Origin of the sequence: Streptomyces sp. NPDC017520 (genome assembly GCF_044329855.1) — a bacterium.
Lineage (GTDB): Bacteria > Actinomycetota > Actinomycetes > Streptomycetales > Streptomycetaceae > Streptomyces.
The window spans coordinates 72685-94709 of sequence record NZ_JBIRKB010000026.1 but is presented as its reverse complement, the minus strand read 5'-3'; the positions used below and the strand labels follow the sequence as shown (position 1 = coordinate 94709).

General features: G+C 70.4%; 20 protein-coding genes and 2 pseudogenes. 17 read left to right on the top strand and 5 right to left on the bottom strand.

What is annotated here, in order from left to right:
• The coding region (locus ACH4KB_RS36080; protein ID WP_398071027.1) for a thioredoxin domain-containing protein at positions 1–510 on the bottom strand (510 nt) is incomplete at its 3' end.
• 174 nt (positions 511–684) lie between these two features.
• Between ACH4KB_RS36080 and ACH4KB_RS36075 the strand changes: the two genes are divergently transcribed.
• From ACH4KB_RS36075 to ACH4KB_RS36045, 7 genes and pseudogenes are all read left to right on the top strand, one after another.
• On the top strand, positions 685–1554 hold the full coding sequence (locus ACH4KB_RS36075; RefSeq protein WP_398071047.1) for a DUF4328 domain-containing protein: 870 nt from the start codon (positions 685–687) through the stop codon (positions 1552–1554).
• Between the two features lie 52 nt (positions 1555–1606).
• Positions 1607–2185 (top strand): hypothetical protein, encoded by a 579-nt coding sequence (locus tag ACH4KB_RS36070; protein ID WP_398071025.1) that lies wholly within the window; start codon positions 1607–1609, stop codon positions 2183–2185.
• Positions 2186–2212: 27 nt separating this feature from the next.
• A pseudogene (locus ACH4KB_RS36065) lies at positions 2213–2549 on the top strand (diaminopimelate decarboxylase); the annotation flags it as partial.
• Between the two features lie 334 nt (positions 2550–2883).
• Positions 2884–2973 (top strand): K(+)-transporting ATPase subunit F, encoded by a 90-nt coding sequence (gene kdpF, locus ACH4KB_RS36060; protein ID WP_018955984.1) that lies wholly within the window; start codon positions 2884–2886, stop codon positions 2971–2973.
• A gap of 9 nt (positions 2974–2982) precedes the next feature.
• Complete coding sequence (gene kdpA, locus ACH4KB_RS36055; protein ID WP_398071023.1) at positions 2983–4647, top strand: potassium-transporting ATPase subunit KdpA; 1665 nt, start codon at positions 2983–2985, stop codon at positions 4645–4647.
• Positions 4644–6758 carry a potassium-transporting ATPase subunit KdpB gene (kdpB, locus tag ACH4KB_RS36050; protein ID WP_398071020.1) on the top strand — a complete coding sequence of 705 codons (2115 nt, stop codon included), beginning with the start codon at positions 4644–4646 and terminating at the stop codon, positions 6756–6758. The genes kdpA and kdpB overlap by 4 nt, the downstream gene beginning before the upstream one ends.
• 6 nt (positions 6759–6764) lie before the next feature.
• The gene (locus tag ACH4KB_RS36045; RefSeq protein ID WP_398071018.1) at positions 6765–7436 is read left to right on the top strand and encodes a potassium-transporting ATPase subunit C; all 672 of its coding nucleotides are present in this window, start codon (positions 6765–6767) and stop codon (positions 7434–7436) included.
• Positions 7437–7645: 209 nt separating this feature from the next.
• Here the strand turns inward: ACH4KB_RS36045 and ACH4KB_RS36040 are convergent, their stop codons facing one another.
• Together ACH4KB_RS36040 and ACH4KB_RS36035 are read right to left on the bottom strand one after the other, a co-directional pair.
• On the bottom strand, positions 7646–8221 hold the full coding sequence (locus ACH4KB_RS36040) for a TIGR00730 family Rossman fold protein (protein WP_398071016.1): 576 nt from the start codon (positions 8219–8221) through the stop codon (positions 7646–7648).
• Positions 8222–8565: 344 nt separating this feature from the next.
• Positions 8566–9513 carry a pyridoxal-phosphate dependent enzyme gene (locus tag ACH4KB_RS36035; protein WP_398071045.1) on the bottom strand — a complete coding sequence of 316 codons (948 nt, stop codon included), beginning with the start codon at positions 9511–9513 and terminating at the stop codon, positions 8566–8568.
• A 684-nt stretch (positions 9514–10197) separates the two neighbouring features.
• On the opposite strand from ACH4KB_RS36035, the gene ACH4KB_RS36030 reads away from it, so the two are divergent.
• The 8 genes from ACH4KB_RS36030 to ACH4KB_RS35995 are packed head-to-tail and all read left to right on the top strand — an operon-like array spanning position 10198 to position 17452.
• Complete coding sequence (locus tag ACH4KB_RS36030; protein WP_398071014.1) at positions 10198–11205, top strand: pyridoxal-phosphate dependent enzyme; 1008 nt, start codon at positions 10198–10200, stop codon at positions 11203–11205.
• A complete protein-coding gene (locus ACH4KB_RS36025) occupies positions 11202–12422 on the top strand; it encodes an MFS transporter (protein ID WP_398071012.1) in 1221 nt (406 codons plus the stop codon). The genes ACH4KB_RS36030 and ACH4KB_RS36025 overlap by 4 nt, the downstream gene beginning before the upstream one ends.
• Complete coding sequence (locus ACH4KB_RS36020; RefSeq protein ID WP_398071010.1) at positions 12419–13066, top strand: class I SAM-dependent methyltransferase; 648 nt, start codon at positions 12419–12421, stop codon at positions 13064–13066. Before ACH4KB_RS36025 ends, ACH4KB_RS36020 begins: the two co-directional genes overlap by 4 nt.
• 8 nt (positions 13067–13074) lie before the next feature.
• The gene (locus ACH4KB_RS36015) at positions 13075–13707 is read left to right on the top strand and encodes a YqcI/YcgG family protein (protein ID WP_398071008.1); all 633 of its coding nucleotides are present in this window, start codon (positions 13075–13077) and stop codon (positions 13705–13707) included.
• Positions 13704–14939 carry a hypothetical protein gene (locus tag ACH4KB_RS36010; protein ID WP_398071006.1) on the top strand — a complete coding sequence of 412 codons (1236 nt, stop codon included), beginning with the start codon at positions 13704–13706 and terminating at the stop codon, positions 14937–14939. The genes ACH4KB_RS36015 and ACH4KB_RS36010 overlap by 4 nt, the downstream gene beginning before the upstream one ends.
• Positions 14926–15738 carry an SAM-dependent methyltransferase gene (locus tag ACH4KB_RS36005; RefSeq protein WP_398071004.1) on the top strand — a complete coding sequence of 271 codons (813 nt, stop codon included), beginning with the start codon at positions 14926–14928 and terminating at the stop codon, positions 15736–15738. Before ACH4KB_RS36010 ends, ACH4KB_RS36005 begins: the two co-directional genes overlap by 14 nt.
• Positions 15735–16307, top strand: coding sequence for a non-canonical purine NTP pyrophosphatase (locus tag ACH4KB_RS36000; protein WP_398071002.1), 573 nt, complete (start codon positions 15735–15737; stop codon positions 16305–16307). Before ACH4KB_RS36005 ends, ACH4KB_RS36000 begins: the two co-directional genes overlap by 4 nt.
• On the top strand, positions 16304–17452 hold the full coding sequence (locus ACH4KB_RS35995; protein WP_398071000.1) for a GNAT family N-acetyltransferase: 1149 nt from the start codon (positions 16304–16306) through the stop codon (positions 17450–17452). The genes ACH4KB_RS36000 and ACH4KB_RS35995 overlap by 4 nt, the downstream gene beginning before the upstream one ends.
• 385 nt (positions 17453–17837) lie before the next feature.
• Here the strand turns inward: ACH4KB_RS35995 and ACH4KB_RS35990 are convergent.
• A pseudogene (locus ACH4KB_RS35990) lies at positions 17838–18008 on the bottom strand (UDP-N-acetylglucosamine--N-acetylmuramyl-(pentapeptide) pyrophosphoryl-undecaprenol N-acetylglucosamine transferase); the annotation flags it as partial.
• 510 nt (positions 18009–18518) lie between these two features.
• Between ACH4KB_RS35990 and ACH4KB_RS35985 the strand changes: the two are divergent.
• Both ACH4KB_RS35985 and ACH4KB_RS35980 read left to right on the top strand, forming a co-directional pair.
• Positions 18519–19277 carry an RNA polymerase sigma factor gene (locus ACH4KB_RS35985; RefSeq protein WP_398070998.1) on the top strand — a complete coding sequence of 253 codons (759 nt, stop codon included), beginning with the start codon at positions 18519–18521 and terminating at the stop codon, positions 19275–19277.
• Positions 19277–20452 (top strand): hypothetical protein, encoded by a 1176-nt coding sequence (locus ACH4KB_RS35980; RefSeq protein WP_398070996.1) that lies wholly within the window; start codon positions 19277–19279, stop codon positions 20450–20452. Before ACH4KB_RS35985 ends, ACH4KB_RS35980 begins: the two co-directional genes overlap by 1 nt.
• 412 nt (positions 20453–20864) lie before the next feature.
• Here the strand turns inward: ACH4KB_RS35980 and ACH4KB_RS35975 are convergent, their stop codons facing one another.
• On the bottom strand, positions 20865–21806 hold the full coding sequence (locus ACH4KB_RS35975) for a L,D-transpeptidase family protein (protein ID WP_398070994.1): 942 nt from the start codon (positions 21804–21806) through the stop codon (positions 20865–20867).
• Between the last annotated feature and the right edge of the window lie 219 nt (positions 21807–22025).

Here is a 22025-nt window from a genome sequence, read left to right as displayed (position 1 = left end):
GTAGGAGATCTCCCGCCCGGCGAGGTCCCGCACGATCTTGCCGGCGACCTCGGTGACCTCACCGCGCCGCTCGGCCCACGCCTGGTGGACGCCCTGGAGCACCTGCCGGAAGGACGGCATGCCGTGCCGGGGCTCGGGCGGGTAGTAGGTGCCGAAGTAGAAGGGCTCGGCGTCCGGGGTGAGGAAGACGGTCATGGGCCAGCCGCCCTGCCCGGTCGCCGCCTGCACGGCCTCCATGTACACGGCGTCCACGTCGGGCCGCTCCTCGCGGTCGACCTTGACGGACACGAAGTGCCCGTTCAGGAACGCGGCGGTCTCGTCGTCCTCGAAGGACTCGTGCGCCATGACGTGGCACCAGTGGCACGCGCTGTAGCCGACGCTCAGGAGCACGGGGACATCACGCCGCCGCGCCTCCTCGAACGCTTCGGCCTCCCACGGCCACCAGTCCACGGGGTTCTCCGCGTGCTGGAGGAGGTACGGGGACGTCGCCTGCGCAAGTCGGTTGGCCATGCCCCCATCCTCGCGCACACGCGACCGCCGTGGGGGGGGGGCCCCCGGGGGGCGCCCGGCCGCCGGGGCCCCCCGCCGCGGCCCCGGGGCCCGGCCCCCCCGACCGCGCGCTCCTGGGGAGGGACGTGAGGCCACACGCCGCCGGCCCGTCCTTGGGGGGACTTCTCCATGTCCATGCTCTGTACCCGCTGTCGTATCAGAACGGCCGTGACCGACGACGGGCTGTGCACCTTCTGCTCGGGGACCCGGCCCCCGCTGCCCGGCGGCGCGAAGGCCCCGGCCCCCGGAGCCGCACCCCTTTCCGGACCCGTGCCCGGCCCCGTCCCCGGAGACCGGGGCGCCGGTAGCTGGCCGCGTTCACCGGTCGGCCTGTCGCGGGCGGTGGTCGCCCTGCTGGGCTGCGTCATGGCGAGCGACCTGTTCGTCATCGGCGCCGGTCTGCACCTGCGCGGCCTGTGGGAGGGGCTGGTGACGCATGGCTCCCTCGACATCTACACCGGGCCCGGCCTGCGGGCGCAGGGGCTGTACGACCTCGCCGGGACGGTCCAGACGGCGGCGTTCATGGCCACCGGCGTCCTCTTCATCATCTGGTTCCACCTGACCCGTCGGAACGCCGAGGTCTTCGAGTCCGGCGTGCAGCGGATGGGGCCGGGCTGGGCGGTGGGCGGCTGGTTCGTCCCGGTCGCCAACCTCTGGTTCCCCTACCGCGTCGCGAGCGGCATCTGGGAGGCGAGCGTTCAGCTCCACCCCGACGGCGGGTGGCGCACGGTTCCCAAGACGGTGCTGAACCTGTGGTGGGGCGGCTGGATCGTCTCCGTCCTCGCCTCCCGGATCGCCGTGAGCCAGTGGAACCGGGCCCAGGAGCCGGAGCAGATCGCCGATGCGGCGGCCCTCGTCGCGGCCGCCGACGCGCTGGACCTCGTGGCCGCGGTGCTCGCCGTCCTCTTCGTGCGCGCGGTGACCCGGATGCAGGTGGAGCGGGCCGGCACCCCGCAGGCCGCGACCGCCCCGGAGCGGGCAACCCCGGAGCCCGCCGCCCCATAGTGACGATTTTCAGCCATTCGGCGCAGTATCCGGTAGACCGAGGGAGACGTCGATGAGTCTGCTGGAACTGATCGAACGAGCCGACGAGCGCGCGCTGGCCGCAGGGGCGCTGGCCTGCCTGGACCGGTGCCTGCCGCTGCTCGCGGAGCCCGGGGCGGAGCCGCTGCGCCCGCTCTGGGCGAGCTGCGAGAACGGACGGGATTGGGCCATCCGGCTCGCGGCGGTGCGGACGGGGATGGAGCACGAGTCCGTCACCGATGGCCCGGCCGCGCTCGTGCGGACCATGCTCGGCGCCGCCCCCTCCGACTTCGACGCCGTACCGCTGCGGGGGTGGGCGGACGCCTGTTCGCTGGTCGCCCTGCGGATCCACGCGCGGCTCGACGCCCCGGACGGGGAGACGCCGCCGGACGAGGAGCGGCTGCTCAAGGCGGCCCGCGGCGGTGAACCGGCCGCCGTGGGGCCGCTGGTCGCCGGGGAGCTGGAACGGCAGGTCCGCATCCTGGAGATCCTGGCGGAGACCACCGGCACGGCGGGCAGCGGCGCCGGACTCCGCAAGGCGCTGGACCTGTCCACGGAGGGCCGCCGGGTCCTGCGCGCGGTGATGTCACGCCGGGCCCGCGGCCGGGGCTGACGAACGGGCGCGCCGCGGCGGGGATGTTCCTCTACGGCCGGAGCGTTTCCCTATCGCCCGGGCGTTTCCCTACTGCCCGGGCGTTTCCCTACCGCCCGGTTGGCAGGGGCCGGTTGTCGCCCAGTACGGCGGCGAGCTCGGCTTCGGCTGTGCTCCGTCAAGCACACCGGCCCGAACATGTTCGTGGCCGTCGACGGCGGCATGGGCGACAACCCCCGGCCCGCCCTGTACGGGGCCCGCTACGCGCCCCGTCTGATCGGTCGCGCCCGCCACCGCCGGACCGGTCGCGGCCATGGTGGTGGGCCGGCACTGCGAGGCCGGCGACGTCCTCGCGAGCGACGTCCTCCTGCCCGGCGACACGCGAGACACAGGAGGACCTCCGGCGGCGCGACATCGGCGCCTGAGAGGTGTCGGGGCAACCCTCGGGGAGTGCGCGCGGCCCCCGTGGGCGTACGGCCGGGCACGCATGGCCCGGTCGGCCGCGTCAGATCGGCGTCAAGGGCTTCCCCGTATTCGTATGGACTCCGTCAAGGTGGCTTATCGCCCCGATGAAGTCGAGGTTTGCTCCTATTGGCCAAACGGCCGATTCCATTCCTCACGTCCATCAGGAGCTCGCGATGGCCGACCTGGCCTTCGTCGCCACCACGATCGCGGTATTCGCGCTGGTGGCTCTCATCGCCCGGGGGGGTGACCAAGCTGTGACCGTCGAGAACGTCGTCGGCCTCGTCGTGGCCGTGTCCCTGCTCGGATACCTCATCCTCGCTCTCCTTTACCCGGAGAGGTTCTGAGTCAAGGAAATGAGTCCCCAGGTCGCTGGTCTGCTCCAGCTCACAGCCCTGATCGCCGCCCTCGCCCTCGCCTGCCGCCCGCTGGGCGACCACATGGCCAGGGTCTACTCCTCCGAGAGGAACTACGGACCGGAGAAGTGGATATACAAGGCCATCGGAGTCAATCCGGCCACCGAGACGCGCTGGCCCGCCTATCTGCGCGGAGTGCTCGCCTTCTCGGCGGTGAGCGTTCTCTTTCTGTACCTGATGCAACGGGTGCAGGGCTCACTGCCCGGTTCGCTGGGCTTCTCCTCGATCGACCCGGACCAGGCGTTCAACACCGCCGCGTCCTTCGTCGCCAACACCAACTGGCAGTCCTACTCCGGCGAACAGGCCATGGGCCACGTCGTGCAGACCGGCGGTCTCGCGGTGCAGAACTTCCTGTCCGCGGCCGTCGGCATGGCCGTGGCGGTGGCACTCGTACGTGGCTACGCCCGGTCGCGTACGGGTGAACTCGGCAACTTCTGGGCCGACCTGGTGCGCGGGACCGTCCGCGTCCTGGTGCCGATCTCGGTGATCGGCGCGATCGTCCTGGTCGCCGCGGGGGCGATCCAGAACTTCTCCGGCATCCACCAGGTCGGACAGTTCATGGGCGGTACGCAGGAGTGGAACGGCGGCGCGGTCGCCTCCCAGGAGGCCATCAAGGAGCTGGGCACCAACGGCGGCGGCTACTTCAACGCCAACTCCGCCCACCCCTTCGAGAACCCCAACCCCCTGTCCAACCTGTTCGAGATCTTCCTCATCCTGCTGATCCCGTTCGCGCTGACGCGGACCTTCGGCCGGATGGTCGGGTCGCTGAAGCAGGGGTACGCGATCCTCGGCGCGATGGCCGTCATCTGGATCGGCTTCACGGCTCTGATGATGTGGACCGAATTCGCCCACCGCGGGCCCGCGTTCGAGATCGCCGGCGGGGCCATGGAGGGCAAGGAGACCCGCTTCGGGATCGCCGGCTCGTCGATGTTCGCGGTCGCCACGACGCTGACCTCGACCGGCGCGGTGAACTCCTTCCACTCCTCGTACACCGGTTTCGGCGGCGGCATCACGCTGCTCGGCATGCAGCTCGGCGAGATCGCTCCCGGCGGTGTCGGCTCCGGCCTCTACGGCATGCTGATCATGGCGATCATCGCGGTGTTCATCGCCGGGCTGATGGTCGGACGCACCCCGGAGTACCTCGGCAAGAAGATCGGCACCCGCCAGATCAAGCTCGCGGCCTGCTACCTCCTCATCACCCCGGCCCTCGTGCTCGGCTTCACCGCCGTCGCCATGGCCCTGCCGACCCCCGCCGGCTCGATGACCAACTCGGGCGCGCACGGCTTCTCCGAGATCCTGTACGCCTACACCTCCGGCGCCAACAACAACGGCTCCGCCTTCGCCGGGCTGGGCGCCGACACCCAGTGGTTCAACACGACCATCGGCATCGCGATGCTGCTCGGCCGGTTCCTGCCGATGGTGTTCGTCCTGGCCCTGGCCGGCTCGCTCGCCGGGCAGCAGCCGGTGCCCGAGACCGCGGGCACGCTGCGCACCGACAAGCCCCTGTACTCGGGGCTGCTCGTCGGCACGATCCTCATCATCACCGGACTCACCTACTTCCCGGCCCTGGCGCTGGGTCCGCTCGCCGAAGGGCTCGCCTCATGAGCACCGTCACCCCCACCCCCACGCGCGCGCCGCGCGGAGACATACCGCCGGCCGATGGCCACGGGGCTGCCAACCGGGTCGGCGGCGGGCTGTTCGACCCCCAGCTGCTGCTGAAGTCGTTCCCGGACGCGCTGCGCAAGCTCGATCCGCGCGTGATGGTCAGGTCGCCGGTGATGTTCGTCGTGCTGGTCGGTTCGGTGGTCACCACCGTGCTGGCGTTCACCGACCCGACCGACTGGTTCGGCTGGGCGATCACCGCCTGGCTCTGGCTGACCACCGTCTTCGCCAACCTCGCCGAGGCGGTGGCCGAAGGACGGGGCAAGGCCCAGGCCGACACCCTGCGCAAGGCCAGGACCGGCACCGTCGCCCGCCGGGTCGTCGGCCCCGACGAGGAGCGGGTCGCGGGGACGGACCTGCGCGTCGGGGACCTGGTGGTCTGCGAGGCCGGCGACACCATCCCCGGTGACGGCGATGTCGTGGAAGGCGTCGCCTCCGTCGACGAGTCCGCGATCACCGGCGAGTCCGCCCCGGTCATCCGCGAGTCCGGCGGCGACCGCTCGGCCGTCACCGGCGGTACGAAGGTGCTGTCCGACCGCGTCGTCATCAGGATCACGACGAAGCCCGGCGAGACCTTCATCGACCGCATGATCAACCTGGTGGAGGGCGCCTCCCGGCAGAAGACGCCCAACGAGATCGCCCTGAACATCCTGCTGGCGTCCCTCACGATCGTCTTCCTGCTGGCCGTCGTCACCCTGAAGCCCTTCGCGATCTACGCGGGCGCGGACGACCAGACATCGCTGATCGTGCTCGCCGCGCTGCTGGTGTGCCTGATCCCCACCACGATCGGGGCCCTGCTGTCCGCGATCGGCATCGCGGGCATGGACCGTCTGGTGCAGCGCAACGTCCTTGCCATGTCGGGGCGCGCGGTCGAGGCTGCGGGCGATGTGTCGATCCTGCTCCTCGACAAGACCGGAACCATCACCCTGGGCAACCGCCGGGCGGCCGAGTTCCTCGCGGTCGAGGGCGTCACCGAAGGCGCGCTCGCGGACGCGGCGCAGCTCTCCTCGATCGCCGACGAGACCCCCGAGGGCCGGTCGATCGTCGTACTCGCCAAGGAGAAGTACGGGCTGCGGGAGCGGACCCAGGGGGAGTTGACCGGAGCCGCGTGGGTGGAGTTCACCGCGCAGACCCGGATGTCGGGCGTCGACCTGGACGGGCGGAAGGTCCGCAAGGGCGCCACCGGCTCGGTCGTCGCCTGGGTGAAGGAGCGCGACGGCAGTGTCTCCCCGGACGCGCAGGCGCTCACCGACCGGATCTCCCAGGCCGGCGGTACGCCGCTGCTGGTGGCGGTGGAGGACGCGGACGGCGCTCGGGTCCTCGGGGTCGTCCACCTCAAGGACGTGGTCAAGGAGGGGATGCGGGAGCGGTTCGACGAGCTGCGCCGGATGGGCATCCGTACGGTCATGATCACGGGTGACAACCCGCTGACCGCGAAGGCGATCGCCGAGGAGGCCGGGATCGACGACTTCCTGGCCGAGGCGACGCCCGAGGACAAGATGGCCCTCATCAAGCGGGAACAGGCCGGCGGCAGGCTCGTCGCGATGACCGGCGACGGCACCAACGACGCACCCGCCCTGGCCCAGGCCGACGTCGGCGTGGCGATGAACACCGGCACCTCGGCCGCCAAGGAGGCCGGGAACATGGTGGACCTCGACTCCAACCCCACCAAGCTCATCGAGATCGTGGAGATCGGCAAGCAACTCCTCATCACCCGGGGTGCGTTGACGACCTTCTCCATCGCCAACGACGTGGCGAAGTACTTCGCGATCATCCCCGCCATGTTCGCGGTCGCCTACCCGTCGCTGGACCGGCTCAACGTCATGGGGCTCACCTCGCCCGAGTCCGCGATCCTGTCAGCGGTCATCTTCAACGCCCTGGTGATCGTCGCGCTGGTGCCCCTCGCCCTCAAGGGCGTGCGCTACCGGCCCGCGAGCGCGGACCGGATGCTGCGGCGCAACCTGGGCGTCTACGGACTCGGCGGCATCGTCGCCCCGTTCGTCGGCATCAAGATCATCGACCTGCTCCTCTCCCTCCTTCCCGGAATCGGCTGATCCGCCATGACCAACAACTCCGTCAGCAGCACCGCGCGCGTGCTCGGGGCCGGCCTGCGAGCCCTGCTCGTCCTCACCCTGGTCTGCGGGGTCCTCTACCCGCTCGCCGTCACCGGCGTCGCCCAGGCCCTGTTCCACGACAACGCCAACGGTTCCGAGATCAAGGACGGGAGCGGGCAGGTCGTCGGCTCCTCCCTCATCGGCCAGCGGTACGACCTCCCGCTGAAGGACGGCGAGGAGTCACCCGCCCCGGACCTGACGTGGTTCCAGCCGCGCCCCTCCAACGGCCTCGGCAGCAACGGCGTCAACACGCGGTACTCCCTGATCCTCTCCGGGGCCACCAACCGCTCCGGAGACAACGAGGAACTGGTCCAGTGGGTGACCGAAGCCAAGGCCGCCGTGGTCGAGGACAACTCCACCCCCGCCTACAAGGTGAAGCCCGCGGACGTGCCGGCCGACGCCGTCACCTCCTCCGGCTCCGGCCTGGACCCCCACATCTCACCCGCGTACGCCGCACTCCAGGTGCACCGGGTCGCCGAGAGGAACAACCTCGACGTCAAGGAGGTGGAGGGCCTCGTCGCCGATCACACCACCGGCAGGCTGCTCGGCTTCCTGGGCGAACCCCGGGTGAACGTCCTGGAACTGAACACCGCGCTCAGGGACCTGACCCGGGGCTGAGGGACGAGGGCGGGGGGACCGTGACGCCTGGGTCGCCATCCCGGCCGGCGCCAACGCGCTCGCCGATCACATCGGATGCTCGCGCAGCCATGGCCGGGGGACGATGGCGGCCGGACTGCTCATGGCGGAGCGGCTGAGGGCGCCGCCGCGCCGAGCGCGGGGCGGCGCCCCAGGAGCCGCACACGGCCTCGTCCGAGGGTTCGTACGGGTCAGGAACGTTCCGGCTGTACGGCCGTCAGTTCTTCCGCCGGCACTCGTGCCGGTGTCGCGCGAAGAGCTGCCATGACCTCTTCAGGGGTGTCCACGAAAGTAGCCACGTCTTCGAGTGGCACGTTCAGGAAGTCCTCTTCGTGCATGCGGTCCAGAAGCTCCTGCAGCGGACGGTAGAACCCGTCGGTACTGAGGAAGATCAGTGGAGCCGACGTCATGCCGTGACGTCGTAGTTCGATTGCGTCCGTGGCCTCGTCCAGCGTGCCGGTGCCGCCGGCGACCACCACGACTGCGTCTGTGCCGGCAAGAAGCTGTTCTTTCCGGTCAGCGAGGTTCTGAGCAATGACCATCGCCGACCCAGGCCTGGTGTATCGCTGCAGGAAACCGACGGATATGCCTTCGGACTTCCCTCCGGCCTCTTCTGCGGCATCGACCAGAATCTTCATGAGGCCCAGATCCGTTCCGCCCCAGATGACCGTATGTCCGGCTTCACCGATGAGATGTCCGAGACGCTGAGCCGCTTGCTGGTAGCGATCGGGGACAGGGTTCGAGGACAAGAAGACTGTGATCCGCATCCCGACATCCTAAGGAGGCTTGCCCTAAAGGATCAATGCCCATCCGCCTGCCACTTCGAACATAGGGGTATGAACGAGGTGAGGGCGCCAATTCGAGGTATTTGCCCTGCAAATCGGTCATTGTTTGTAGATACCCAGGCGGCACTGACTGAAAGGTGATGTGAGGCCGCGCGGGCGGCAACCGCACCTGCCGACCTCGAACTCTCCGGCACCGATTGGCTTGTCGCGAGGTGAGGATCACGCCGAGCCGGAACGTGACGGTGTGACGGGGGTGCCGGCTGGAAGGCCGCCCCACCTCGCGGCTTGCATCCTCTGCGCCGATCCCTGGCACGTCTCGTCGCGGGTCAACGCGATGCGGTGACCAGGGCGACGATATCGCCCTCCTGCCCACGCTGCCGGAGTTCGGTCGCGCCGGCCAACGCTGCCGCGGAGGAGAGCTCGACCAGCCAACCATGGGAGGCCGCGTCGGCCTGCGCCGCGGCCAGATCCTCGTCGTCGACGACGAGGACATCGCCGCCGCTGTGGCGAACCGCGTGTACGGCAGCTGCCGTTGCCTGCGGATCGCTGATCGACAGTGCTGCCACCCGGTCGGGGTACTTGCTCGGCAGGGGCTGTGCGCGGCCGCTCCTGACTGCTTCCTGGAGGCTGGGAAAGCGTACGACCGCGAGCATCCGGGGGACCCGGGGGATCCAGCCGAGCTGCCGGAGCTCATCGAACCCCGCCACCATCGCGCAGAGGGCATCACCACGGGAGACCGGGACCGTGATCCAGTCGGGGACCGACCAGGCCGACTGTTCTGCGATCTCGTAGGCCAGCGAGCGATAGGCGCGCACTCCGACGGGCTGGCTGCTCACCGGCGGGAGCCGATAGTTGCTGACGGGGTACCAGCCCTGCTCGCGGACCCCGCGTTCGAGTTCGGTCCATCGCTCGTGCCAGGACTCGGTGAAGTGGATATCGGCTCCCATCTCCAGCAGCGACCGCTGCATGCCCGAAGAAGCCATCCCGCCATTTTTGGCGAGAATTACGCAGTTCAGTCCCGCGGCGGCGGCGTAAGCGGCCGTGGCGACAGCCGCGTTCCCGGTCGAGGCGACCGCGACCGTGCGGAACCCCTGGGCCTGGGCCCAGGACACGGCCAAACTCGCCATCCGGTCCTTGAATGATCCAGTCGGATTCGCTCGTTCGTCCTTGACCCGGACTCCTGCCAGGTGCCGCAGAGGGACCAAGGGGGTGTTGCCCTCCCCCAAAGAGACCGGACTCAGCAGAGGAGGGAAGAATTCACGCCACTTCCACATCGAGATTTCAGCCTCTGTGGAGGCGGGGCGCCGGGGAGTGCCGCCTTCGCGGTGCAACTCCACGGCCATATGTACTCCGTGGCTCCGACAATGAGGGCAAGGCTGCACTTCACGGGACAACTCGCCCTCCCATAGGCACCTTGGGCATCGCAGGCCCCAGACGTCACCTTGATTGGCCAAAATTGATCTCCCCTTCAATATCTGAAAGTGATCTTATAAGGTCACCAAGTCTTATCACTGCAGGCTTGACACGACTCAATCCATGGCGGGGGATCTTCATGAATGGGTATGTCTGTATGCCGCTTGAGACAGCGGCGAAACAAGGGGCCTGGCGGTCCGAATCTCCGTGGAATCAGTGTGGGCCGCCCCACGCGGTCCTTCGATCCCGCATGTGAGTGGTCCCGCGATGACGTGGGCCACTCCTTGAACGCCCCGTCGAGCCCCTCAAGTCGGCCACACCTCCGGCGCTCCTCTCGCTGAACGTTTCTCCGACCCTGCCGCCGCCGGCGTTCTCCTCCGTCACGGACACGGATCGTCCGTGCGGCCGTCGCCATGCGCCCCCGGGAACCCTGTCGGTCTGCTGTGCGCGGAGCCGGTCCCGGCGTCGGCTTCGACGCGAGTGCCGCCGGTCGGTTCGCCGACCTTTGGAATCGATGTCCCCACGATCCACGGAGAGTTGTTCTCGTGTACACGCACGTCGCAGACATGCTGGCGCAGCCCGCGCTCGTCCAGCTGGATCCAGGCCTCTTCGTCATCCGATTCGAATGCATGAAGGTCGCATCAGCCCTCGGCGTCGTCGAGTCCCTGGTCCAGGAAGGGGTGGTGGAGAAGGGGGACACCCTCGTCGACAGCTCGAGCGGTCTGTACGCGCTCGCGCTCGCGCTGGCATGTTCGAAGTACGACCTCCGATGTCACATCGTCGCCAGCCCCGCCGTCGACCCTGCTCTGATGGTCCAGCTCACGTCCCTCGGCGCCACCGTGGAACAGCCCTCCGGCACGGGTGACGCCACGTTCGACCAGGGCGCACGGGTCCAGCGTGTCCAGGAGATCGTGGCCGAGCTCCCGGGCGCCTACTGGATACGTCAGTACCACGACAGTCGGCACTATGACGGCTACAGGTCCATGGCCCATCCGATCGCCGCCTCACTGGGGTCGGACGAAGTCGTACTCGTCGGTGGAGTGGGCACCGGAGTGTCGACTGCGGGAATCAGGCAGGGGCTCGCCGATCACGGCATCGACCCCGCGGTCATCGGGGTCCAGCCGTTCGGCAGCGTGTCCTTCGGGAGCCAGCACGTCGAGGACCCCGAGTTCCTCATATCCGGGCTCGGCAGCGGCATCCCCTTCGGCAACATCGATTACTCGATCTACCGCGAGATCCACTGGATCGACTACGCCACCGCGCGACGTGGCGCGATCACCGTCCTGCGCCGGCACGGGTTGTTCGCAGGCCTGTCGAGCGGTGCGGCCTACACGGTCGCGAGCTGGCACCGGCGTTCGACCGATCGACCCGTCGTCTTCATCAGCCCGGACCCTGGCCACCGCTACCTGTCGACGGTCTTCACCGGAGCCGACTCCGTCCTCGAACTCGGACAGGCAGATGTCCCGCGGCCCGTCTCGTCCTCCTCCGAACTGGCGCCGCCCTGGTGCTGGACCCCCTGGCAGAGCACCGGTCAGGGATTTACGGCACCGTGAGCGGGCCGGCCCAGGCCCCAGCTCCCCGTCTGGGCGGCATGCCCCGGGAGGAGGGGCTGCTGCACGCGGGGGCCTTCCTCTCGAGTGTCGGTGTCCTGCTCGTCGCCCCGTACCTCGCTGTCTACCTCACGCGCGACCTCGGCTGGAGCAACACCGCCGCCGGGTTCGTCATCGGTCTCAGCTTCTGCTTCACCCGGGCGGCGGGAATGGCCTCCGGATGGCTGTGCCGACGTGTTCCGGCGCTGACCGTCATGCACTCGGGGAACGCGCTTCGGATCGTCGGCTACCTCCTGCTGCTCCGTGACGACGCCACTTCGACCACGGCCGCGCTTGTGCTGACCGGCGCCGGCGCGGGGCTGTACTTCCCGGCGGCGAAGGAACTGCTCCTGCGGGTCGTGCCCGAGGAACGGCAGTTGCGCTCTCTGGCCGTGCGCAACGGGGCGGCCAACCTGGGTGCCGCGCTCGGGCCTCTCGTCGGCCTCCTGGCGCTCCACTACGACCCGAGGCTGATGTTCGTCGCCGCAGCCGCGGTATTTCTGTCCCTGACGCTGTCCCAGCTCACCATGGCCGGAGCCCGGGCCATCGCTCCTCCTGCCACGGGCGGTGCGGCGCCGACGCTGCGACTGCTGCGCCCCCTCCTCGTGATCGCTGTGGTGGACGGTACGGCGGCGATCCTCCTGGAGAGTTCGCTGCCGCAGGTGGTGGCCGGAGGTGGCAACAACTCCGCACTGACCTTTGTCTTCCTGGCCAACAGCATCGCCGTCATCCTGCTCCAGCCGTTCGCGCTGTGGACCGTCGGCCGAGGCAGATCGATGGCCCTTCCCGTGGCCGGCGGCGCCATGGCGCTGGGCGTCCTGCCCTTCAGCCTGGCGACCTCATCCGTCGCGCTCTGGGTCGGCGGCGCCGTGGCCATCGCCGTGGCCGAAGTCCTCGTCGTGCTGTGGCTCGACGACCAGGTGCGACACCTGCCGTCACCGGCAACCGCCTACGGATACCTGAGTCTGGGCGACGGTCTCGGCGGCCTGGGCGGCGCCACCGTCTCGTCCTGGCTCGTCGCGAGAACGACGGGGACGGGCGCCGTCTTCGCCAACTCGCTCTGGGTGCTCGCGGCCGGCTTCCTGGCCGCCGGAGCCCTGGCCACCGTGCTGCCTCGCCACCGGGCCGGCCCCGGCACCGAGGTCGGGAACGAACAAGTAACCGAAAGGAACAAGGAATGAAGACAAGCAGCCTCTGGGGTCAGCCGCAGTCGCGCTACTACTCCTACCTTGCACGGATCGAGGCCGCGGAGGCGACGAAGCCACCGGCCTTGGCAGTCATCGGCTGCGCCGATGGCAAATACGTGCTCCCGGCCGCCCGCAAGGGCTTCGACGTCTGGGCCGTGGATGTCGACGACATCGCCGTCAACGGCGGAGTCAAGGAGGACGCCTCGGGTGAGGTGCAGGTGCCGGGCCTGGTGAGCCGGGTCAAGCAGGAGAATCTCTCGGACCGAGTCGAGGTCACCTGCGGTGACTTCATGGACTTCCCCCGGCCGGGACGGTACGACGCCGTATTCACGAGCGGCGCTCTGCAGTACTCGTTCAACAGCAGGCATCGCCTCGCCTCCATGGTCGATGCGGTCTGCGAGCTCGTCCGGGTGGACGGCCTCGTCTACTTCGACTACATGCTGCCCCTGGAGAAGAAGTACAAGGGCCGCGAGAACTGTCCTGAAGCCCAGTGGTGGAAGGACCACTTCGCCGGCCGTCCGGACTTCCAGGTACTGCACCACCGTGTCCTCCCGCCGGTTCTCGACAAGGCGCACATCGAGTTCCCGGTCGATCACTACCACCAGTGGGGGCACCTCCTCGTGCGGCGGTCCGAATGAGACCGCCCATGGACGTCACCACGTCGCAGCAGCACCCGCCAGGATTCGAGGAGATCATCGAGTCCACACTGTGCCCGTACGCGCGGAAGGCTCTCGTCCACGTTCTGCCGTCCCTCGGCGACGAACCGGTCGACGCGTACTTCCGGCGCATCGCCCCGGAGATCCACCGCCGCGTCGGCCGGGCGGAGGCCGACGGCACCGACGCCGTGGTCACCGAGCTTCCCGTCGAGCGCGTAGGCAGCACGCCCGAGGAGCTCGCGCCGGTCCTGGGCGCGTGGATCAGGGAGATCGCCGACGGGGACTCGACGTACTTACCGGATACGGTCCACACGCGCTGGCGTCTCAAGGTGGCGGGCAGCGATGTCTTCGTCGCCGTGTTCACACCGGACTTCGGCAAGCGGCACGCCAGGTACACGCCGGACACCGGCAAGGTGTACATCGTGCTCCAGCCCGACTCCTCGTTCCATCACCATCTGCCCGACGACTCGAGCCGGGTGCGGCGGTCGATCCGGCGCCGCTTCGCCAGAGCCGGACGGGAGTACGACACCACCCGCCCCGAGGCCGAGCGCTTCCTCCCGCCACGTGCCGACGAGGAACCGGCGGCCTGGTGGGAGTACAGCTCGAAGGAGGTCTGCCGATGACGCATGTAGCCATGCTCGAGGCTCTCAACCATGGTCTGCGGTTCTTCGACGCGGCGGCCGCCAGGCTCGGAGTCCAGCTGCACCTGCTCACGTTCGACCAGCCGTACTACGCCCAGGAACTCCGGGCCGCGCCCGGAATCCTCTGTCACTCGATGGACACGTCCTCCGTCGACGACGTCGCCGGCTTCCTCGTCGAGAACGGCATCACCGCGCTCATCAGCAACACGGACCGCTGGGCACCGACGGCGGAGGCGCTGGCCGAACGGCTCGGCCTCCCGGCAGTGCAGCGGAATACCGGAGAGCTGCTCGACAAGACATCGACGCGGCAACGGCTTCACGAGGTCGGGCTCGCCCGGAGCCGGGCCGTGGCCGGCACAGAGGCGCTGGCTCTCGGCGGAGAGGTTCTCGACATCGCCGACCGTCCGGTCATCGTGAAGGACTCGCGTGGCTCCGGCAGCAAGGACGTCCTCTTCGCCACCACCCCCCAGGGGGTAGTGCGGCGGATCAAGGAGTTGGAGTCCCGCGGGGTGCCCGCGAGCCGGTGCACCGTCGAGACCTACGCGACGGGGCCGATGTTCAGTGCCGAGACCTGGACCACGGACGAGCGAACGCACCTGCTGGGCGTGAGCAGCCGGACCATCTCTCCCATGCCCAACTGGAAGGAACTGGACTCCACTTACCCGATCCGGCCCGGCAGCGACTGGGAACGGGACGTACACGTCTGGGTGTCGAGCGTGCTGGAGGCCGTCGGGCGGGGTCCCGGACCGTCGCACGTCGAGTTCATCGACACCGCGCACGGCTTCGAGCTCGTCGAGGTGAACCCCCGGCTCGGAGGCGGCCTGGGCGGCGCCGGAATCGTGGAGGCCACCGGCGTCGACGTCTACGCCCTCCTCATCCACAACGCCCTCGGGAACTCCACCGAGAAGGTGTTCACACAGGAGAGCGGAGCGCCCGCCGTCGGCGGATACGCGCAGGTGGACAAGTACGCGTCGCGTACCGGCCCCCTCGGCTCCATCCTCGGCGAGGACATCCTCGCGGGCTTCCCCGGCCGGCCGCAATGGCATCCTGTGCGGCTGCCCGACTACGTCGTGTCGGACCTCACGCACCAAGGGGCCGCCTTCGGCACGGTATCGGCCGTCGGGGACAACGCGGAGACCGCGCTCCTCCACGCACACGCGGCCGCACGACACATTGTTCCGGCGAACGACTGGATGACCGATGACCGGGACTGACATGACGCCCGACAACACCCTGTCCATCGTGGGCATCGGCTACGGAGGAGATGTCACGGCCCGCGCCGCGGATCTGCTGGGCCGCGCCGACCTCGTCGTCGGTCATCCCGACTTCATCGGGCAAGTGGCCCATCTGCTGAAGCCCGGTACCGAGGCGACGGACGTCGTCGCCGACGCGGAACCCGGCCAGGACGTCTTCGCGCTGCGAGCCCGTCTCGCCGCGGAGGCGCTCGCCTCGGGGCGACGAGCCGTCATCGTGACCGCGGGCGACCCGGGCCTTCTCGGGATGGCGGGGCCCACCCTGTCGGCATTGCGTGACCAAGCCGGCGTCCAGGACGTGGAGATCGTCCCCGGCCTGTCGGCGTGGCAGTACGCGTCGGCGATCCTCGGGGCCCCGTTCAACGGTGGCCTCATCACGTTCCCCCTCTGTCTCCACGGCGAGTCCGATGCCGACGTCGCGCGCCGGATACGGAGCGCGGCCGACAGCGGACTGGGAACGTGCCTCTACATGCTGCGACATAATGGCGAGGCCCACCCCGAGCTCTTCCCGACGGACGAGCCCGCGGTCGACATAGCCCTACGCCGCTTCGCGATGGTGCGCAACGCGTTCCTCGCGGCCCGCCCCGGAGACACCCCCGCAGTGATCGTCTCGGATCTCGACGATGAACGGCCGCGCCGGGTGACGTCCTCTCTCCTCGACCTGGATTCCGTGTGGGACGAGGTATCCGACACCTCCGTCCTGTGCATTCCCGGAGAACGGTTCACCGCCGACTCCGGCCGACTCTGGACTGTGACATGAGCACCAGCCGACACCCCGCTGTACGACTCGCCAGCCGCAACGCCATCAAGTTCGACGAGACCCAGGGCGTGTTCCCCGACGTCTCCCGGCTCAGCCTCGACCTCACGGAGATTCAGGACACCGATCCCCGCGTCGTCGTCCAGCACAAGCTGGACCAGGTCGCCGCGCTCAACCTGGACCATCCGGTCATCGTCGAGGACACGGCCCTGAGCTTCCACTCCTGGAACGGGCTGCCCGGTGCACTCATCGCCTGGTTCGTCGAGAAGCTCGGACCGGAGGGGATCTGGGACCTCGTCGCCGCAGCCGAGGACCGCCGCGCTGTCGCGGTGAGCGCGGTCGGAATCGTCCACCGCGGCCAGCAGGCCACCTGGTCCGACTCCACCGAGGGCCTTCTCGTGGCGCCGCGGGGCCCGGCTGCGGGGTGGACGTCGATCTTCGAGGTGGCCGGGACCGGTCAAACGCTTGCGGAGATGTCCCGGGCGACGCGTCACCAAGTCACCATGAGGCGGGCCCCTTTGCTCGCGGCGCGGGAATGGCTGGACCAGGTGTCCGCGACGGTCGACGCATGACGGCGCCCGAGACCGCGCAGGTCGTGCGGGCGGACGGCCTGGACGCGGCGGGCCCGTACTGGGACGGGCTTCCGCACAACCTCTTCTCCTCCGCGAACTGGTTGCGTACGGGAGAGGTCCTCGGAGGAACACCGGCCCGCTACAGCGTCGTCCAGCGGGAGGGCCTGCCCAGTTCGGCGCAGGTGACCTGGCGGAGCAGCGGCGAGATGTGGGTCTACAACGACCCGGTCGCCCTTCTCCGCCTCGGCGCGGCGGAGCTGGAGGGCCATGTCGAGGAGAGCGCTGCGGCCGAAGTCGCCGAGCTGGCCGCCGTGGTGGAACAGGCGGCGCAGGAGCTGTATCCGGCTCGTATCAGCGTCCTGCCCAGCGGGTACCGTCCCGGGCTCGTCGTGGGATCCGCAGACGATGTCCCTCTCCTGCTCGACGATCTGGAGAAGGACGGGGATCCCACCACCGCCGTCATGCACGTCGGCGAGGAGGACGACCGCACGGTCGCCCTCCTGCGGGAGCGCGGATACGTCGGCATGGCCGCGGCCGGGGACAGCGTGCTGGAGATCGACCCGGCGTGGGGCGGCCTCCAGGACTACGCGGCGGTCGAGAGGAGGCGGGGCAAGCGGGTCAGGCGGGAAGCAGACGCGTTCCGCGCCTCGGGCGCCACGATCCGTGAGGTCGACGTCGCGGCGCTCGGGAGCCGGCACGCGGAACTCCACGCGGCACATCTGCGCCGCTACGGGCACGACGCCACCGAGGACTCGTCCCGCCGGCTGATCTCAGCCATCCAGCAATGGCCCGCGGGCCGGCCGCTCGTCCTCGAGATCGTCCGGGACGGCACCGTCGACGGGTTCCTCGTGGCCTACGAGTGGGGCGGAGAGTTGTTCGCCAGCATGCTCGGCATATCGCCCGACACGCCTTACGGGTACTTCAACCTCATCTACTACGAGCCGATCAGGCGGGCCGTCGAGGCCGGGCTGTCACGCATCCACTTCGGGCCGGGCACCTACCAGGCGAAGCGGCAGCGTGGATGCGCGGTGCGGCCTCTGACGAGCTATGTCCGGGTTCCCGACCGCTGGGAGGCAACGGTCGCCCGTCTCGCTTCGCTGCTCGACGTGGCCTATCGGCGCGAGATGGGAGCTACGACCGGGTAGGGACGAACCCGAGGAGGACACCCGGTGGCTGCCGGTCACCGACGAGCAGCGCGATGGCGGCGAAGCCGAAGTCGCAGGTGCCGGTGTGGCGCGAGGGGCTGGACGCGTCCGCAAGCGGCTGGAGCCGCTCGACGACCGCTTGGGCAGCACCACGAACCTCTTGACGTCATCGCCGCGTCTGACGATCGGCAGAACCGGGGCGAACGCGGCCAGGCAGGGCCCGACGAGGCTGCCGGTGCGGCCGTCGTCGGCCCGGACGAGTTCCAGCCGGTGGCGGGCGTCGGCCACCTGGACGAGCAGAACCTTCGCGGCGCAGCCGGTCGTGGAACTCCCTGACCAGCACGTATGGTCGCACCAACGGCGGAAGAACGCGTAGACCCGGTCCCACGGCGGGAAGTCGGCCGGCACAGCCGAGAGCGCCTACGGCCTTGTCCGGGCGGCCGGTCAGGACCTCCGGCCGTACGGGGTTGCCGGTGACCACCGCCGCCGACCGCACGCTCTCCCGCAGGAGCGGCACGGTCGACGCCGAGGACACGGCGATCCGCGCGGCGGAGCCGGGTGGGTCGAGCTTCTGAGCGTGCTCTTCGAGTCGGGTGGCCCCCGGGCCGAACAGGAAGGTGCCAGGAGCCTGTCCGGAGCTCGCGCGGGACTGGGCGCAGGTGGGGCGGGTGAGCGCCGGAAGTGCTGGGCCCCGGGGGTATCCCGCGTCCAAGGACGCGCCCACCCGGATGAATGCGCCTGCGTGTTGGTCACGCCGTTGGTCACGGAGGGGCAAGGCGGCTTACAAAGAGCGCCTGGCCAAGGGGGCAGATACTGGAGCGACGACCGGGGCCGCCACCCCCCACAGGAGAGGCCCCGGCCGTCTTCCACGGGGTCGCAGCACGACCCCGTACTCATCTCAGCGCCATGACTGCGTTTTCTGTCACACCGTGAGCCCGCCGACGAATTGTTGCGGGTTGTACAAGTCATGGACGCGGCCCCCGCCGAGCACGTAGCGTGCTGGTTCGCGCAGGGTTGCGCAGCAGTTGACCAGCTGCGATCGAGGACGGCAGAGCGGGTAGAGGGAGTGCTGGGGGACGACGCGGAGCTGACTGCCGCGGTGCTCGCGGCACAGGACGGGGACGAGGACGCCTTCCGTGCTGTGTACCGCGCGGTGCAGCCACGGTTGTTGGGCTACATACGGACGCTGGTCGGGGAGCCGGACGCCGAGGACGTGGCGTCCGAGGCGTGGCTGCAGATAGCGCGCGACCTCGACCGGTTCAGCGGTGACGCCGACCGGTTCCGGGGCTGGGCCGCCCGGATCGCGCGCAACCGCTCGCTTGACCATCTGCGGATGCGCAGCCGCCGCCCCGCGATCGGCGGCGACGAGACCGAGCTGACCGCGCGGGCCGCCGAGTCCGACACCGCGGGCGACGCCATCGAGGCGCTGGACACGGACCGCACCATGTCCCTCATCGCCCAGCTGCCGCAGGACCAGGCCGAGGCCGTCGTGCTCCGGGTGGTCGTCGGGCTCGACGCGAAGAGCGCGGCGCAGACCCTCGGCAAGCGGCCCGGTGCCGTACGCACCGCCGCCCACCGGGGCCTCAAACGACTGGCCGAACTCCTCGGCGCGGAGCATCCCGGGGCGAACCCGACGGACGGCGCCCCCGTTGACGCCCCGGGCCCGGCGCCGGGCGGCGACGACGGTGCGGGCCAGGGGGCGGCCGGTGGCGCCGGCCTCGGCGCCGTACCCGCGCAGCGCCCCGGGCGGAGCGGTCCGGTGGCGCCCGCCGGGGTCACTCCCGGTGTGACGCATTCGCGACCGTGGACGCAGAAGGACATGTGATGGCCGACGAGCACTACGAGTGGCTTGACAAGGACGCGGCGGAGAGGTTGCTCCGTGGCGAACCGGTCGTCCCCGTCGGCGACGAGGCCCGCACCGACGCTTTCCGGCTCGCCGAAGCACTCGGCGCGGCCCGCCGCGGGTCCCGGCCCCCGGCAGACGAACTCCCCGGCGAGGACGCGGTCCTCGCCGCGTTCCGGCAGGCCGGCCACGGCAACGGCGTGGACCGGATCGCCGGCCTCTCCACCGCCGTCCCCGGCCGGCCCGGTCTGCTGCGCGCCGTCCACCTCGGCTCCGCCCCCGAGACCCCGGCCCGCCGCCCGCGCTGGAGCCGGCCGGTCCGTTTCGGCCTGGTCGCCTCGCTCGCGGGCTGTGCGCTCGGCGGGGTGGCGGTGGCCGCCGGCACCGGCGTGTTCGCCGGAACGTTCGGCGGACAGGGCTCGCCCGTACCGGCCACCTCTGTTTCGGCCGCCGTGACCCCGGGCCCGCTGATCTCCGGCGGGCACGCGGACGACCCCTCCTCCCCGGCGCACCCGCCCCCGCCCGACGCGTCGGACGACCCCTCCTCGCCCGCGACCCGGGAGTCCGACGGGCTGGAGCACCCCGACAGCGCGCGAACCGGCGACACCGCGCGGGAGCCCGGCGAGGACCGCCCGGGCAGCCCGGACAAGCCGGGCGGCAACGGCAACGGCCGCGAAAAGGCGGCCGGGGGCGGCGTGGGCCACGAGGAGAAGCCCGGCGGCCCCGGCGACGACACGGCGTCCGGAAACTGGTACGACCAGTCCGTCAAGGCCTGCAAGGCCTTCCGCGACGGCAGCCTGGACGACCGGAGCCGACGGCAGCTGATCCGGTTCGCGAAGGGCGAGAAGAACCTGAAGCACTTCTGCGACCGCCTCCTCGACGGCAGCGACGGCAGCGACGGCAGCGGCGGCAGCGGCGGGAGTGGCGGGAGTGGTGGAAACGGTGGGAGCGGCGGCTCCGGCGGCTCCGGTGGTTCCGGTGACGGTGACGACGACGGTCAGAACGGGCCGGGCGACGGTGACGGCGGCTCGCTGCCGCCCGTCTCCTTCCATCCCGTACCGCGCTCCGGCGTGGCCCCGGAGGCGGGCGGCGGGACGGACACCGAGGTCCCGCCGCTCCCGAAGAGCTCCGGAGCGGCCTCCGTGCTCGCCCGTTGACGACCTGAACCGTTCCGTGACGATTTGAGCCGTCGCCCTGCTGATTGCCTGAGCCGTGGCCTTGCTGACTGCCTGAGCCGTCGCCTTGCTGATAGCCGTGGCCTTGCCGATTGCCCGAACCGCCGCCCCGCTGATTGCACCCGTCCGGTGGCGACCTGGACCTCGGTTCCAGGCGCCTCGCGAGCGGCCGGGGCGGCCGGGTGTGACGTTTTCCGGAGGCCGGGCGCAGTACAGAGTGCCGACTGGTCATCGGCCGCGCAACGAGCCGGGGTTCCCCCCGTACCTTCGGCTCAGCGCATCGGCGCGGGCGGGACACGTTCCCCCGGTCCCGCCCGCGCCCTCTCCTCCCTCGTGCCGGCCGTACGCCGGATCACTCCGGATCACCCGTAGGCCCGGACCACCTTGTGCCGGATCACCAGGAGACGACGACTTTGTCGCCGTTCCTCACCTGGTCGAACAGTGCCGCGACCTTCTTCTTGTCCCGCACGTTGACGCAGCCGTGCGAGGCGCCGCCGTAGCCGTTGGCCGCGAAGTCGGCGGAGTAGTGGACCGCCTGGCCGCCGCTGAAGAACAGGGCGTACGGCATCGGGGTGTCGTAGAGCGTCGACACATGGTCGCGGGACTTCCAGAACACCTCGAACACGCCCTCCCGGGTGGGCGTGTACTCCGAGCCGAAGCGCACGTCCATCGCGGAGACGACCCTGCCGTCGTTCATCCAGGCCAGGGTCCGGCTCTTCTTGCTGATGCACAGGACCCGGCCCTTCAGGCACCGTTCGTCCGGCGCGGCCACCGGCCGCTCGGTCGGCGGGTCCAGCTCCGCGGCCGTCGGTACCCGGGTCATGGCCAGCAGCCGCTGCCAGGTGACCGCGTCGGTGCTTCCGGTGACCGGCAGCCGCCGCTTGGCCTGAAAGGACCGTACGGAGTCGGCGGTGACGGAGCCGTAGTAGCCGGTGGGATTGCGCCCGAAGTGGCCGATCTGGCGGAGCCGGGCCTGGAGTTCCCGCACCCGGTCGCTCTCGGACCCCGTACGCATCAGGACGCGCGGCGGCGGTGCGGAGCTCGGCTCCGGGGCGGGCCGGGCCCTCGTCGGGGCCGGGGCCGGGGCGGCGGTGGACGCCGACGGGCTGGGTGCGGTGCGCGGCTTCGCGTCCCCGGCCGTGGGGGCGGGGGCCGTGAGGAAGGGGCTCGGGGTCGGCGCGGCCGCCTGCGTGGCGCGCACCGGCGGCGCCACGTCCTGCGCCCCCTCGGCGGTCCCCGGCTCGCATCCCGTCGCGAGGGCCGCCAGCGCGACGAGGGAAACGGCGGCGACGCGACGCCCCCGGACCCTTCCGCCCGCACACCGCTCGGCAGCCATGTCCGGCCCCGGCCCCGGCCCCGGTCCCGGCCCCGGTCCCGGCCCCGGTCCCGGCCCCGGTCCCGGCCCCGGCCCCGGTCCCGGCCCCGGTCCAAGCCCCGGTCCAGGTCCAGGTCCCGGCCCAGGTCCCGGCCCCGGTCCCGGGATCGCTTCCGACGACCGCGTTCCGCCCGGGTCGCTCGCCCCCCGGCCGTCCCACCCGCTGTTCGTGTCCGCCAT